The organism is Acidovorax delafieldii 2AN (genome assembly GCF_000175235.1).
Classification (GTDB): Bacteria; Pseudomonadota; Gammaproteobacteria; order Burkholderiales; family Burkholderiaceae_C; genus Acidovorax; species Acidovorax delafieldii_B.
Genome location: NZ_ACQT01000106.1, coordinates 1 through 12,420 on the forward strand (window position 1 = coordinate 1; position 12,420 = coordinate 12,420).

Annotated in this window: 10 protein-coding genes and 1 pseudogene; 9 read left to right on the forward strand and 2 right to left on the reverse strand. The window is 66.7% G+C overall.

Annotated elements, in window-relative coordinates:
* The 6 genes and pseudogenes from ACDELDRAFT_RS13405 to ACDELDRAFT_RS13420 all read left to right on the forward strand — a co-directional run.
* A partial coding sequence (locus ACDELDRAFT_RS13405) for a ComEC/Rec2 family competence protein (protein ID WP_005797632.1) occupies window positions 1-861 on the forward strand: 861 nt, incomplete at its 5' end.
* A 55-nt stretch (window positions 862-916) separates the two neighbouring features.
* A complete protein-coding gene (locus ACDELDRAFT_RS13410; RefSeq protein ID WP_005797633.1) occupies window positions 917-2,380 on the forward strand; it encodes a circularly permuted type 2 ATP-grasp protein in 1,464 nt (487 codons plus the stop codon).
* A pseudogene (locus ACDELDRAFT_RS26200) lies at window positions 2,374-2,433 on the forward strand (alpha-E domain-containing protein); the annotation flags it as partial. The gene ACDELDRAFT_RS13410 and the pseudogene ACDELDRAFT_RS26200, both read left to right, overlap by 7 nt.
* A gap of 80 nt (window positions 2,434-2,513) precedes the next feature.
* Window positions 2,514-2,660: an alpha-E domain-containing protein gene (locus ACDELDRAFT_RS25085; RefSeq protein ID WP_005797634.1), complete on the forward strand. Its 147-nt coding sequence runs from the start codon at window positions 2,514-2,516 to the stop codon at window positions 2,658-2,660.
* Window positions 2,654-3,613, forward strand: coding sequence for an alpha-E domain-containing protein (locus tag ACDELDRAFT_RS13415; RefSeq protein WP_005797635.1), 960 nt, complete (start codon window positions 2,654-2,656; stop codon window positions 3,611-3,613). Before ACDELDRAFT_RS25085 ends, ACDELDRAFT_RS13415 begins: the two co-directional genes overlap by 7 nt.
* A 178-nt stretch (window positions 3,614-3,791) precedes the next feature.
* Window positions 3,792-5,003, forward strand: a complete 1,212-nt coding sequence (locus ACDELDRAFT_RS13420) for a trans-sulfuration enzyme family protein (protein WP_005797636.1) — start codon at window positions 3,792-3,794, stop codon at window positions 5,001-5,003.
* A gap of 81 nt (window positions 5,004-5,084) precedes the next feature.
* On the opposite strand, the gene ACDELDRAFT_RS13425 is transcribed toward ACDELDRAFT_RS13420, so the two are convergent.
* Together ACDELDRAFT_RS13425 and ACDELDRAFT_RS13430 are read right to left on the reverse strand one after the other, a co-directional pair.
* Window positions 5,085-5,390, reverse strand: a complete 306-nt coding sequence (locus ACDELDRAFT_RS13425; protein ID WP_005797637.1) for a VF530 family DNA-binding protein — start codon at window positions 5,388-5,390, stop codon at window positions 5,085-5,087.
* Entirely contained in the window at window positions 5,387-6,343 is a 957-nt protein-coding gene (locus tag ACDELDRAFT_RS13430; RefSeq protein WP_005797638.1) for a LysR family transcriptional regulator, read from the reverse strand. The genes ACDELDRAFT_RS13425 and ACDELDRAFT_RS13430 overlap by 4 nt, the downstream gene beginning before the upstream one ends.
* A gap of 177 nt (window positions 6,344-6,520) precedes the next feature.
* On the opposite strand from ACDELDRAFT_RS13430, the gene ACDELDRAFT_RS13435 reads away from it, so the two are divergent.
* The 3 genes from ACDELDRAFT_RS13435 to ACDELDRAFT_RS13445 all read left to right on the forward strand — a co-directional run bounded on the left by ACDELDRAFT_RS13435 (window position 6,521) and on the right by ACDELDRAFT_RS13445 (window position 12,323).
* Window positions 6,521-7,393 (forward strand): alpha/beta hydrolase, encoded by an 873-nt coding sequence (locus ACDELDRAFT_RS13435; RefSeq protein ID WP_005797640.1) that lies wholly within the window; start codon window positions 6,521-6,523, stop codon window positions 7,391-7,393.
* 414 nt (window positions 7,394-7,807) lie between these two features.
* Window positions 7,808-9,061: an efflux RND transporter periplasmic adaptor subunit gene (locus ACDELDRAFT_RS13440; RefSeq protein WP_005797642.1), complete on the forward strand. Its 1,254-nt coding sequence runs from the start codon at window positions 7,808-7,810 to the stop codon at window positions 9,059-9,061.
* Between the two features lie 28 nt (window positions 9,062-9,089).
* Window positions 9,090-12,323 (forward strand): efflux RND transporter permease subunit, encoded by a 3,234-nt coding sequence (locus ACDELDRAFT_RS13445; RefSeq protein WP_005797644.1) that lies wholly within the window; start codon window positions 9,090-9,092, stop codon window positions 12,321-12,323.
* Window positions 12,324-12,420 lie beyond the last annotated feature (97 nt).

Below are 12,420 nucleotides of genomic sequence, written 5' to 3' on the forward strand. Positions count from 1 at the left end.
GGCCAGTTCGAGTTGCTGGCGGCCGACATTGGCCAGGGCAATGCCGTGCTGGTGCGCACCGCCACGCACGCGCTCCTGTACGATGCGGGGCCCCGTTTCAGCAGCGAGAGCGATGCGGGGCACCGCGTGGTGGTGCCGCTGTTGCGTGCCTTGGGGGAGCGGCTGAATGTGCTCATGCTGAGCCACCGCGATGCCGACCACACGGGCGGCGCGGCGGCTGTTCTGGCCCAGCAACCCCAGGCGGCTCTGATGGGTTCGATCGAGGCCGAACACGCGCTGCAGGCGCTGCGGCCCGCAACGCCGTGCATCGCCGGGCAGCGCTGGAACTGGGATGGCGTGGTTTTCGAGGTGCTGCACCCCATATCCGACGACGGTGCCCGCAGTGTGCGCGCCAACGCCCTCAGTTGCGTGCTGCGCATTGCCACGCCGGGGCCGCAGTCCGTGGTGGCGTTGCTGGTGGGGGACATCGAGCATGCACAGGAACAAGCCCTGGTGGACCGCGCCGCTCCGCTGGCCGCCGATGTGTTGCTCGTGCCGCACCATGGCAGCAAGACCTCGTCCAGCGCCGCATTTCTGGATGCCGTGCAACCGCGCACCGCCCTGGTGCAGGCAGGCTACCGCAACCGCTTTGGCCACCCCGCGCCCGATGTGCTTGAGCGCTACCGGCAGCGCAACATCCACGTGGTGGAGTCGGCGCTCTGTGGCGCTGCCACCTGGGAGTCATCACAACCCCGGCAGGTGCGCTGCGAGCGCGAAGCCAGGCCGCGCTATTGGCAGCATGGTTTGGCGCCTGCGGTGAAACCCGCTGGCAGCGACGAAGCGCCCGGCGAGCGTCGGGTCGCTCCCGCGCCTTTGCTGTGATGGGGCATGACACCTGGGCGCGCAACTTGCTATCCTGAGTCCAGGAGGCTCGCCCATGCAGAAATTTGACGAGATGTACGCCATGCTGCCTTTCGATGGCAGCGATGTGCGCGAGCACTACAAACGCTATGGCCACTGGTTGTCGCGCCAGCCGCCGGACGCAATGCAGGCACGGCGCGCCGAGGCCGAGATGATCTTCCGGCGCGTGGGGATCACCTTCGCGGTCTATGGCGCGAAGGACGAGGGAGGCGCCGGCAATGAGCGGCTGATTCCCTTCGACCTTATTCCGCGCATCATCCCGGCCGACGAATGGGCGCAGATGCAGCGCGGTCTGGTGCAGCGCGTTACGGCGCTGAACCGCTTCATCCATGACGTCTACCACGGGCAGGACATCCTGCGCGCCGGCATTGTCCCGTCCGATCTGGTGCTGCGCAACGCGCAATACCGGCCCGAGATGGCGGGTGTGCAAGTGCCCCGCAACCTGTACGCGCACATTGCCGGCATCGACATCGTGCGCGCCGCCGACGCGCAGGGTCGGGGCGTGTACTACGTGCTGGAAGACAACCTGCGCGTGCCCTCGGGCGTGTCGTACATGCTCGAGAACCGCAAGATGATGATGCGGCTCTTTCCCGAGCTTTTCAGCTTGCATGCCGTCGCGCCCGTCGCGCATTACCCTGACCTGCTGCTCGAAACGCTGCGCGCCAGCGCCCCTGCCACGGTGGCCGAGCCCACGGTGGTGGTGCTCACGCCGGGCATGCACAACAGCGCCTATTTCGAGCATGCCTTTCTCGCGCAGCAGATGGGGGTGGAGCTGGTCGAGGGGCAGGATCTCGTGGTCAAGGACCGCTTCGTCTACATGCGCACCACGCGCGGCCTGCGGCGCGTGGATGTCATCTATCGGCGGGTGGATGACGATTTTCTCGACCCGCAGGTGTTTCGCCGCACCTCCACGCTGGGTTGCGCCGGCCTGATGGAGGCCTACCGCGCCGGTAACGTGGGCATCTGCAACGCCGTGGGAACCGGGGTGGCCGACGACAAATCGGTGTACCCCTACGTGCCCGACATGATTCGCTTCTACCTGGGCGAAGAGCCCATCCTGCAGAACGTACCCACATGGATGTGCCGCAAGCCGGATGACCTCAACTACGTGCTGGCGCACCTCCCGGAGCTGGTGGTGAAGGAGGTCCATGGTGCAGGGGGTTACGGCATGCTGATCGGCCCGGCCGCGACGCAGGCCGAAATCGAAGACTTCGGCCGCGCTCTGCGCGCGAACCCGGCCGGGTACATCGCCCAGCCCACGCTGAGCCTGTCCACCTGCCCCACCTACGTGGAGAGCGGCATCGCGCCGCGCCACATCGATCTGCGCCCGTTCGTGCTCAGCGGCCGTGACGTGCAGATGGTGGCCGGAGGCCTCACGCGCGTGGCCTTGCAGGAGGGATCACTGGTCGTCAACTCGTCGCAGGGCGGCGGCACCAAGGACACCTGGGTGCTGGGGGAAGGGGAGGGCGCGCCATGCTGAGTCGCACTGCCGATCATTTGTTCTGGATGTCCAGATACACCGAGCGGGCAGAAAAGGCGGTGCCTTGCCGCCTTTCATCACAACACAGCGTGCGCGCGCAGCGCGTGCGGTGTTCTCTGCCCGGGGAGGAAATATGCTGAGCTGCACCGCCGATCATCTGTTCTGGATGTCGAGATACACCGAGCGGGCAGAAAAGGCGATGCCTTCCCGCCTTTCGCCACAACACAGCGTGCGCGCGCAGCGCGTGCGGTGTTCTCTGCCCGGGGAGGAAATATGCTGAGCCGCACTGCCGATCATCTGTTCTGGATGTCGAGATACACCGAGCGGGCAGAGAACACCGCACGCATGCTCAACGTGAGCTACGAAACCTCGCTGTTGCCGCAATCCACCGCCGTTGCCCAGGAAGGCTGGCTCGGGCTGCTGTCGATCAGCGAGCTGATCCCCTCCTACACCGCCAGGCACGGCGAGGTGGCTCCTGCCAAGGTGCTCGAATTCATGGTGCGGGACGGCAACAACCCGTCATCCATCCTGTCGTGCCTGCGGGCGGCCCGTGAGAACGCCCGCGCCGTTCGGGGTGCGCTGACCACCGAAGTCTGGGAAACGCAGAACCAGACCTGGCTTGAACTCACACGGCAGCTCGAAGAAGGTTTCTTCGAGCGCGACCCGGCACAGTTTTTCGAGTGGGTGAAGTACCGTTCCCACCTGTCGCGCGGGGTCACGCTGGGCACGATGCTGCAGGACGAGGCATTTCATTTTCTGCGGCTGGGCACCTTTCTCGAACGGGCCGACAACACGGCGCGCCTGCTCGATGTGAAGTTCCATGCGGTGAACAGCGATTTTTTTGGCCGCGCCAGCGAACGCAACCAGGAGAACGACTTCTACCACTGGAGCGCTATCCTGCGCAGCGTGTCGGCGTTCGAGGTGTACCGCAAGGTTTACCGCGACGTGATCACGCCGGGGCGGGTGGCCGATCTGCTGATTCTGCGCCGGGACATGCCACGGTCGCTGCATGCGAGCCTGCGCGAGGTGGTGGACAACCTCGCGGCGGTGGCCAACGAGCAGTCGGCCGAAACGCAACGCTGCGCCGGCCGGTTGCTGGCCGATCTGCAGTACGGCCGCATCGACGAGATCCTGGCCACGGGCCTGCACGCTTTCCTCACCCGCTTTCTCGACAGGGTCAACGAGCTGGGTGAGAGAATCAGCCGCGATTTCCTCGTGGCCGGGGCCGACTGACGCCTGGCTGCGGGGCAAGCGCGGCCTTCCTCCGCCCCACGTTCTGCCGGGGCTTTTGCGCCCATCCGCTGGTGCGCACGCGCCCCGGGCGGGTGCCCTTGCCGGGCAGACTTTCTGCCGGGCAGGCGAAGGCCGTTATCTCCATGTCCACCATGGCTTATCCCGTTGGAGAGCGCCGATGACCACCCCCGAATCCATGGACCACCAGGGCACTACTGCGCGCCCATGGGGCCTTCGCACCCTGGCCGTTCATGCCGGCCAGGCGCCCGACCCAGCGACGGGCGCGATCGCTCCTCCGATCGTGGCCACGTCCGCCTTTGCCTACGACGATTTCGACGTGGGCGAGCGGCGTTTCAATGGCCAGGCCCCGGGCTATGTGTACAGCCGCTTTGCCAACCCCACGGTGGCCGCTTTCGAGCGCAAGATGGCCGCGCTGGAGGGGGGCGAAAGCGCCGTGGGCTTTGCCAGCGGCATGGCGGCCATCAGCGCAAGCCTGCTGGGGCTGCTCAAGGCGGGCGATACCGTTGCCTGTGTGGGCACGCTGTACGGCGGCACCGACGGTGTCATGCGGTCGCTGCTGCCACGCCTGGGGGTGTCGGTGCGCCACTTTCGCTCGGTGGAGGCGTTGTGCACCGGGCTGGAGGCAGGCACCCGCATCGTGTACGTGGAAACGCCCAGCAACCCCACACTCGAAGTGATCGATGTGCGGCAGGTGGCCCGGATGGCGCGCGAGGCCGGAGCCATCAGTGTGGCCGACAACACCTTTGCCACGCCCTGCCTCACGCAGCCGCTGGCGCTGGGGGTTGATGTGGTGGTGCACTCGGCCACCAAGTTCATCAGCGGACACGGGGACGCCACAGGGGGCGTTGCCGTGGGCAGCGCGGAGTTGATGGGCCTCGTCCGCTCCGCGGGCATGGGGCAGTTGGGCGGCTGCCTGAGCCCGCACGAAGCGGCCATGCTGCTGCGCGGGCTCAAGACGCTGCCGCTGCGCGTTGACGCGGCCTGCACCAGTGCCGAAGCCGTGGCGCACTGGCTGCAGTCGCACCCTGCGGTTGCGCGGGTCTACTACCCGGGCTTGTCCATGCATCCGGGGCACGGTGTGGCTGTGCAGCAGATGCGGCGCTTCGGGGCCATCGTTTCTTTGGATCTGCGGGGTGGGCGGGCGGCTGCGCGGCGGTTTCTGGACGGCTTGCGCATCGTGACGCAGGCGGTGTCGGTGGGCGACGCCGATTCGCTGGCGTGCCATCCGGCCTCCACCACCCACCACGGCATGCCCGAGGCGGTGCGCCTGGCCAATGGCGTGTCCGATGCACTGGTGCGCATGAGCGTGGGTGTCGAGGACACCGAGGATTTGCTGGCCGATATCGCGCAGGCCCTGGCGCGCGTGTAAAGGCCGTCTGTCCATCGGGGCATTACCTCTGCCAATGCCCTGGTCCTGGGTCACGCCGGCGCGGGCGGAAAGGCCCGCCGCTCAGCCGCCTGATTGCTGGTTGCGCCGCTGCTCGCGCAGCATGAAGAGGTAAAGGCTCTCGACCTTGGCGCGCGCCCACGGCGTCTTGCGCAGGAATTTCAGGCTCGATGACACGCTGGGGTCGCTTTGAAAGCAGCGCACGGGGATGCGCTCTCCCAGTTCGCGCCAGCCAAAATGCTGCGACAGGGCGACAACCATGGCTTCGAGTGTCACGCCATGCAGCGGGTTGTGGGCTTGGCGCGCGGGGCCGCTGGCGGTGGGCTGCTCGGGGGTGGGCGGGGGAGTGGCGGGCTCGTGGGCGTTCATGCCGCAAGCATAAGGCGGCCGGGCACCGTACTCGGCGCCGCGGTGCGCTGCAGATGGGGGTCGCGCTGGAACAGCTCGGCCGCCCAATCGACAAAGGCACGCACTTTGGCACTCAGGTGCCGGTTGGGTGGGTACACCACGTACACGGGCAGCAATGGCTGTGACCACTCAGGCAGCAGTTGCACCAGGCTGCCGTCGTCCAGATAGGGCGTGGCCTGGAAGGTGGTGATCTGCGCCACGCCCAGGCCGGCCAACGCGGCAGACAGGTAGGCGTTGCTCTCGTTCACGCTTACCAAATAGGGGCCGGTGATGTCGATGCTTTCTTCGCCCTTGCGGAATTCAAGCGGGTAGTGCCGCCCTGACTGCGGCGAGAAATAAATCACGCTGTTGTGGCGGCGCTCGATGTCGATGGGGTGCTGCGGCGCGCCGTGGCGCTCGAGATAGCCGGGGGACGCCACGGTGATGAACTCCAGGTTGCCGATGCGGCGCGCGACCAGCGACTGGTCGCTCAGCTCGCCGCCGCGGATCACGCAGTCCACGTTGTCGCCGATGAGGTCCACCACCCGGTCGCTCACGCCCAGGTCCACCTGGATGTCGGGGTAGCGGGCATGGAATTGCGCGAGGTTCGGAATGATGAGCAGGCGCGCCACGCCCGTTCCCACATCCACGCGCAGCCGGCCGCGCGGGTTCGAGCGCGCATTGGTCATGCTGGCCTCGATGTCGTCGAGGTCGGTCAGCAGGCGCACGGTGCGCTCGTAGTAGGCGGCACCGTCGGCCGTCACGGTCACGCGGCGGGTGGTGCGGTTGAGCAGCTTCACGCGCAGGCGCTCTTCCAGCGCCTGCACATGCTTGGTCACGGTGGCCTTGGGCAGCGAAAGCGAATCGGCGGCGCGGGTGAACGTGCCGGCTTCGACCACCCGAACGTATATGCGCATGGCCTGTATCTGGTCCATGGGCTCTCCTTGTATGGCACCCACCAGTGGGTGCCAAAGAATTCTCACACGCGAAGCACCCTGCGATTGTTGGGGTTTTGGAAACAGTGCGGCAGTGTTTCTCTGGTTTATCGCAGGGTTTCTTCGCACTACATTTCATCCATCGTTCAACCAATGCCGGCCCCACGGGGCCACACCATGTCCTCCGACCGCTCGCCCATCCCATCGCAACCCACGGCAGTGCCGTTGCTCCGCCCCGAGGGCGGGCCCGTCACCTGCACCACCGTCACCATTGAGGCGGCGAAGGGAGAAGACGTGGCTGTGCGCATGTATGGCCGAAAGAAAGCCGGGCAGGTGCTGCCGCTGGTGGTCCATTTCCATGGGGGCGCTTTCGTGTCGGGTGACCTGGACAACGGCGGCACCGTGGCCGGCTTGCTGCAAGGCGCGGGCGCCGTGGTGGTTTCGGTAGGCTACCCTCTCACCCCCTTTCCGCAGCCGGTTGAGATTGGCTATGACGTGCTCAAGTGGGTGCATCGCCACCGCACCCGGCTGGGAGGGCCGGGAGCCCCCGTGTACCTGGCCGGCGAGGAGGCGGGCGGCAATCTGGCCGCTGCCGTGGCCCTGATGGCGCGCGACCAGTCGCATCCACCGCTGGCCGGGCAGATATTGCTGTCGCCCATGCTTGACCCCTGCGTGGGCACGGCCTCGTTGCGCGAGGCAACCGGCAGCGCAACCGGCTGCAAATGGGCCGAGGGCTGGCGCAAGTTTTTGCGTTGCCCCCGCGATGCTGACCATCCCTATGCCGTGCCGGCAGCCGCTTACCGGCTTGCGGGGCTTCCGCCCACACTGGTGCTGGTGGGTGACACCGACCCCATGCGCGATGAGGCCCTGGCCTATGCGGACCGCCTCGAAGGCGCGGGGCTGCAGGTTACGCGGCACGTTTTTTCCAAGGCCGAGCAGTGGCCCGACGCCTTGCTGCAAAGCAGCCCTGCCGAGTGCCCTTGTGCTCTGGATGTGCAGGCACAGCTTCGCCTGTTTTTTGACGCCACCCGATGTCGGGCTTCTGACTGAAGCATTGGCCGCCTGAGGCCCGCTTGCTCGGCGCACTTTGACACGCCGGCGGTTGCACGCCCTGTTTCCCGTTCGCTTTTTCTGGCGCCTTGGCGCCGGAAGGGTGGGCCTTTGCCCGCATTTTTCAGCACCGCTGATCGGAGCCCCCAGGAGGAACCCATGCAGACAAACCAACACAGGCAGTCCCGCCCCGGCGTCTGTCACAACACCTCGCTCTGCCGCGTCTGGTAGGGCGAGCAACCCGGCGGCCCGGCGATTTTTTGCGGGGCTTGACCTTCTCACCGTGTCATTGCCGAGACTGCCAAGCGGCCGGTTGCAATGGCACCTGTTCTGGGCATCGCGTGCGCGCCGGATTGCCGCGTTGCCCTCCACCCGGCCGCCCCACAAGGGCGGCCTCAACGATTGAAGAAGACCATGACATTCAACACGTTCTCCGCACGCCGCCCTCTGGGCCTGGCCACCATTGCCACTGCCGTGGTGGCCGCCGTCGCCGCCGCGATCCTGGTCTTCCAGGCCCCTCCAGCACAGGCCACGGGCGGCGCGGCCGAGCCACCGGCCATGCCCGTCTCCGTGGCTGCCGTGGTGCAGAAAGACATCTCCCTGTGGGACGAGTTCTCAGGCCGACTCGAAGCCGTGCAGCGCGTGGACGTGCGACCGCGCGTCGCAGGCGCCGTGCAGGCCGTGCACTTCCGTGAAGGCTCGCTCGTGAAGCAGGGCGACCTGCTGGTCACGGTGGACCCTGCCCCTTACGCAGCCGAGGTGGACCGCGCCGAAGCGCAGGTGGTTGCTGCGCAGGCCCGCCTGTCGTATGCGCGCAGCGAGCTGGAGCGCGCCACCCGCTTGCTCGAAGACCGCGCCATTGCCCAGCGCGAACACGACGAGCGCCAGAACGCCCAGCGTGAGGCCGATGCCAACCTGCGTGCTGCCCAGGCCGCGCTGCAGACCGCGAAACTGAACCTCGGCTACACCCAGGTGCGCGCCCCTGTGGCGGGCCGCGTGGGCCGCATCGAAGTCACCGTGGGCAACCTGGTGGCGGCCGGCGCAGGTGCCCCCGTGCTGACCACGCTGGTGTCGGTGAGCCCGATCTACGCGAGCTTTGATACCGATGAGCAGATTGTGGTGAAGGCCCTGGCCGACCTGCAAAGCGGCCAGCGCGGCCACAGCGCCCGTCAGTTGATTGAGCGCATCCCCGTGCAGATGGGCACCGGCACCACGGGCGGCACGCCGCACGCAGGGCGCCTGCAGCTCATCGACAACCAAGTGGATGCCAAGAGTGGCACGGTGCGTGTGCGTGCGGTGTTCGACAACGAAGACGGTGCACTTATCCCCGGCCAGTTCGCCCGCATCCGCATGGGTCAGGCAAAGAACACGCAGGCTCTGCTCATCAACGAGCGTGCCGTGGGCACCGACCAGAACAAGAAGTTCGTGATGGTGGTGGGCGAGGGCAACAAGGCCGAATACCGCGAAGTCACGCTGGGCGCGCCGATTGACGGCCTGCGCGTGGTCACCTCGGGCCTGAAGGCGGGCGAGAACATCGTCGTTAACGGCCTGCAGCGCGTGCGCCCTGGCGCTGTGGTGGCACCGCAATCTGTGCCGATGACCGCCAAGGCCGAGATGGCCAGCGACCCCAAGCAAGCCAAGAACAACAGCAGGTCGCCAGCGGCCTGAGCGAGAGTAACACCAGGAATTTGCATCCATGAATCTCTCCCGATTTTTCATCGACCGCCCCATCTTCGCGGGGGTGCTGTCGGTGCTCATCTTTCTCGGAGGGCTGATCGCATTGCGCGGTCTGCCCATCTCCGAATACCCTGAAGTCGCGCCGCCCTCCGTGGTGGTGCGCGCACAGTACCCGGGCGCCAACCCCAAGGTGATCGCCGAAACCGTTGCCACGCCGCTGGAGGAATCCATCAACGGCGTGGAAGGCATGCTCTACATGGGCAGCCAGGCCACCACCGACGGCGTGATGACGCTCACGGTGACCTTCGCGCTGGGCACCGACCCCGACAAGGCCCAGCAACTGGTGCAAAACCGCGTCTCGCAGGCCGAGCCCCGGCTACCCGAGGAAGTGCGCCGCCTGGGCGTGACCACGGTGAAGAGCGCGCCAGACCTGACCATGGTGGTCCACTTGGTCTCGCCCAACAACCGCTACGACATTGACTACCTGCGCAACTACGCCGTGCTGAACGTGAAAGACCGGCTCGCCCGCATCGGTGGCGTGGGCCAGGTGCAGGTCTTCGGCGGTGGCGACTATTCCATGCGCGCCTGGCTTGACCCGCAAAAGGTTGCACAGCGCGGCCTTTCGGCGAGCGATGTGGTGACCGCCATCCGCGGCCAGAACGTGCAGGCCGCGGCCGGCGTGGTGGGCGCATCGCCCGGCCTGCCCGGCGTGGACTTGCAACTGTCCATCAACGCGCAGGGCCGCCTGCAGACCGAGGAAGAGTTCGGCGACATCATCGTCAAGACCGGTGCGGATGGTGCGGTGACACGCCTGCGCGACATCGCCCGCCTGGAGCTGGGCGCGGCCGACTATTCGCTGCGCTCGCTGCTCAACAACGACCCTGCCGTGGGCATGGGCGTGTTCCAGGCGCCGGGCTCCAACGCGCTCGACATCTCGGCCAACGTGCGCAAGACCATGGACGAGATCCAGAAGAACATGCCCGAAGGCGTGGAGTACCGGATTGCGTACGACCCTACGCAGTTCGTGCGTGCGTCGATCAAGTCCGTGATCCACACGCTGCTCGAAGCCATCGCCCTCGTGGTGCTGGTGGTGATTTTGTTCCTGCAGACCTGGCGCGCGTCCATCATCCCGCTGCTCGCTGTGCCGGTGTCGGTGGTGGGTACGTTTGCCGTGCTGCACCTGCTGGGCTTCTCGATCAACGCGCTCTCCCTGTTCGGGCTGGTGTTGGCCATCGGCATCGTGGTGGACGATGCCATCGTGGTGGTGGAGAACGTCGAGCGCAACATCGAGGCGGGCCTGACCCCGCGCGAGGCCACTTACCGCGCCATGCGGGAAGTGTCCGGCCCCATCATTGCCATCGCACTGGTGCTGGTGGCGGTGTTCGTGCCGCTGGCTTTCATCAGCGGGCTCACGGGCCAGTTCTATCGCCAGTTTGCGGTGACCATCGCGATCTCCACGGTGATCTCGGCGATCAACTCGCTGACCCTGTCGCCCGCGCTGTCAGCACTGCTGCTCAAGGGCCACGACGAGCCCAAGGATGCGCTCACGCGCGGCATGGACAAGGTGTTCGGCGGCCTGTTCCGCGGCTTCAATCGCTTGTTCCATCGCGGCTCCGAGGCCTACAGCGGCGGCGTCAAGCGCGTCATCGGCCGCAAGGCGCTGATGTTCGTGATCTACCTTGCGCTGGTGGGCGCCACAGTCGGCCTGTTCAAGATCGTGCCCGGCGGCTTCGTGCCCGCGCAGGACAAGCAGTATCTGATCGGCTTTGCGCAGCTGCCCGACGGCGCCACGCTGGACCGCACCGATAACGTGATCCGCCGCATGGGCGAGATCATGAAGCAGAACCCCAACGTCGAAGACGCGATCGCCTTCCCGGGCCTGTCGATCAACGGTTTCACCAACAGTTCGAACTCCGGCATCGTGTTCGCCACGCTCAAGCCCTTTGCCGAGCGCACGCGTGCGGACCAGAGCGGCGGCGCCGTGGCAGGGCAGCTGAACCAGGCGTTCGGCGGCATCCAGGACGCGTTCATCGCCATGTTCCCGCCGCCCCCTGTGGCGGGCCTGGGCACCACGGGCGGGTTCAAGCTGCAGATCGAAGACCGCGCATCGCTGGGCTACGAAGCCATGGACGCGGCTGTGAAGGCCTTCATGGGCAAGGCCTACCAGACGCCCGAGCTGGCCGGACTGTTCACGAGTTGGCAGGTCAACGTGCCGCAGCTGTACGCCAACATCGACCGCACCAAGGCGCGCCAACTCGGTGTGCCGGTGACGGACATCTTCGACACGCTGCAGATCTACCTGGGCAGCCTGTACGCCAACGACTTCAACCAGTTCGGCCGCACCTACAGCGTGCGTGTGCAGGCCGATGCGGCCTACCGGGCGCGTGCTGAAGATGTGGGCCTGCTCAAGGTGCGTTCTGCCACCGGCGAGATGGTGCCCCTGTCGGCGCTGATGAAGATGGAGCCCAGCTTTGGCCCCGAGCGTGCCATGCGCTACAACGGCTACTTGGCTGCTGATGTGAACGGCGGCCCCGCGCCCGGCTATTCATCGGGCCAGGCGCAAGCGGCCATCGAGCGCATCGCCAAGGAGACGCTGCCCCAGGGCATCACCTTCGAATGGACCGAGCTGACCTACCAGGAAATCCTGGCGGGCAACTCTGCCGTGCTGGTGTTCCCGCTGGCCATCCTGCTGGTGTTCCTGGTGCTGGCCGCGCAGTACGAGAGCCTGACGCTGCCCATCGCCATCATCCTGATCGTGCCCATGGGCATCCTGGCCGCGATGACGGGCGTGTGGCTCACCAAGGGCGACAACAACGTGTTCACGCAGATCGGGCTCATCGTGCTGGTGGGGCTGTCGGCCAAGAATGCGATCCTGATTGTGGAGTTCGCCCGCGAGCTGGAGTTTGCCGGGCGCACGCCCGTGCAGGCTGCCATCGAGGCCAGCCGCCTGCGGCTGCGCCCCATCCTGATGACCTCGCTGGCCTTTGTGATGGGCGTGCTGCCCCTGGTACTGTCCACCGGTGCGGGTGCCGAAATGCGCAGCGCCATGGGCGTGGCGGTGTTTGCCGGGATGATCGGTGTGACGGCCTTCGGCCTGTTCCTCACGCCCGTGTTCTACGTGCTGCTGCGCAAGCTCGCTGGCAACCGCCCGCTGGTGGAGCATGGCGCGCATGTGGCGCCCATCTCGCACGCGCCAGGCACCGGTGGCACCGCCCACCCCGTGCTGGCCGCGCCCCGCAAGGAGCACGAATGATGGTGCGCCAGACCTTTCTTTCTTCCATTCGCCGCGCCGCGCTGCCCTGGGCAGCCGGGCGGGCAGGAGACCCCGCCATGACCGTTGTTCCGTCAAA